Origin of the sequence: Bacteroides caecigallinarum, from assembly GCF_021531075.1 — a bacterium.
GTDB classification, from domain to species: Bacteria; Bacteroidota; Bacteroidia; order Bacteroidales; family Bacteroidaceae; genus Phocaeicola; species Phocaeicola caecigallinarum_B.
Genome location: NZ_JADYTJ010000133.1, coordinates 1 through 962, shown reverse-complemented (window position 1 = coordinate 962; position 962 = coordinate 1). Strand labels below are relative to the sequence as shown.

The following is a 962-nucleotide window of genomic DNA, read 5'->3' as shown; positions in this document are numbered from 1 at the left end:
GATGTTTATATTGAATGCCCTTATGGAATGAGGTTTTCAATCTATGTTCTCTCTATATTTAGTTCCGTATTTTTCGTAATATTTCTGGTTTATCTTTTTTTGAAGCACTGTTTGTGCTTTTTTGTAGTGCCTTATAATTGTATTTTTGTTTTTATTGACTTTATGTGCCAGAGATAAATATGATTCATTATTTAATCTTCCAATAATGATTTGTTTGTCGAATATAGTTAGTTCGTTTATAGATTCTTCCAATATATCTAAAGCTCTTTTGTCTTTTATTTCTTCTATATTGCATTTGTGGAATATAAAAGGTTTGTATGGTAGTTCTTCATAATATGATGTGTTTTTCCGTTTGTATTCTGTAATTCTGTCTTTACAAAAGTTTATGACCACTTTTTTTATCCAAGTATCTAGTTTCCCCTTTTCATGGTAATTAGTTGCAAATCGTTTTACTACATGTAACAATGCATCATGATAAAGATCTTGTTTTTCTCCTTCATTGATGGTGAAATATACTATTACTGAATCAATTTTTTTGTATATCTTTATCCATTCTTCGTCCTTTAAATCATTGTGTTTCATATTAAATAAAATAGTATTTAAGGAATAGTAATGATTCTACTGTTATAATGATACTTTATTTTTGCTAGTATTGTGATTATTATCAAGCGACAATTTATATGAAACTTGATAATAAATTCTATTAGTGTGTATCACATAAAAAGTAGATACATTTATAAGCGTAAAAATAAAATAATTAGTACACATACAAAAATATTTATATTAAAAAAAGTAATAATTGATTAGTTTTACATTTATGAACTACTGCTTTAATAATTTACACTTGAAATAATATTGTTTAAGGAGTCTGTTTGTTATGAATAGAAAGCTCTTAGGTTGGGTATGAAAGATAGAGGATGGATATTTCTATGATAGATTGATATCTCAGAATTGTCTTTAAA

At 25.5% G+C, this 962-nt stretch carries 1 protein-coding gene; it reads right to left on the bottom strand.

The window, feature by feature from the left end; translation table 11 throughout:
* Positions 1-36: 36 nt before the first annotated feature.
* Entirely contained in the window at positions 37-582 is a 546-nt protein-coding gene (locus I6E11_RS14680; RefSeq protein WP_235338838.1) for a sigma-70 family RNA polymerase sigma factor, read from the bottom strand.
* Positions 583-962 lie beyond the last annotated feature (380 nt).

Excerpts from the sequence above, each read along its gene's own strand:
- I6E11_RS14680 (WP_235338838.1), bottom strand. The coding sequence starts at position 582 with ATGAAACACAATGATTTAAAGGACGAAGAATGGATAAAGATATACAAA.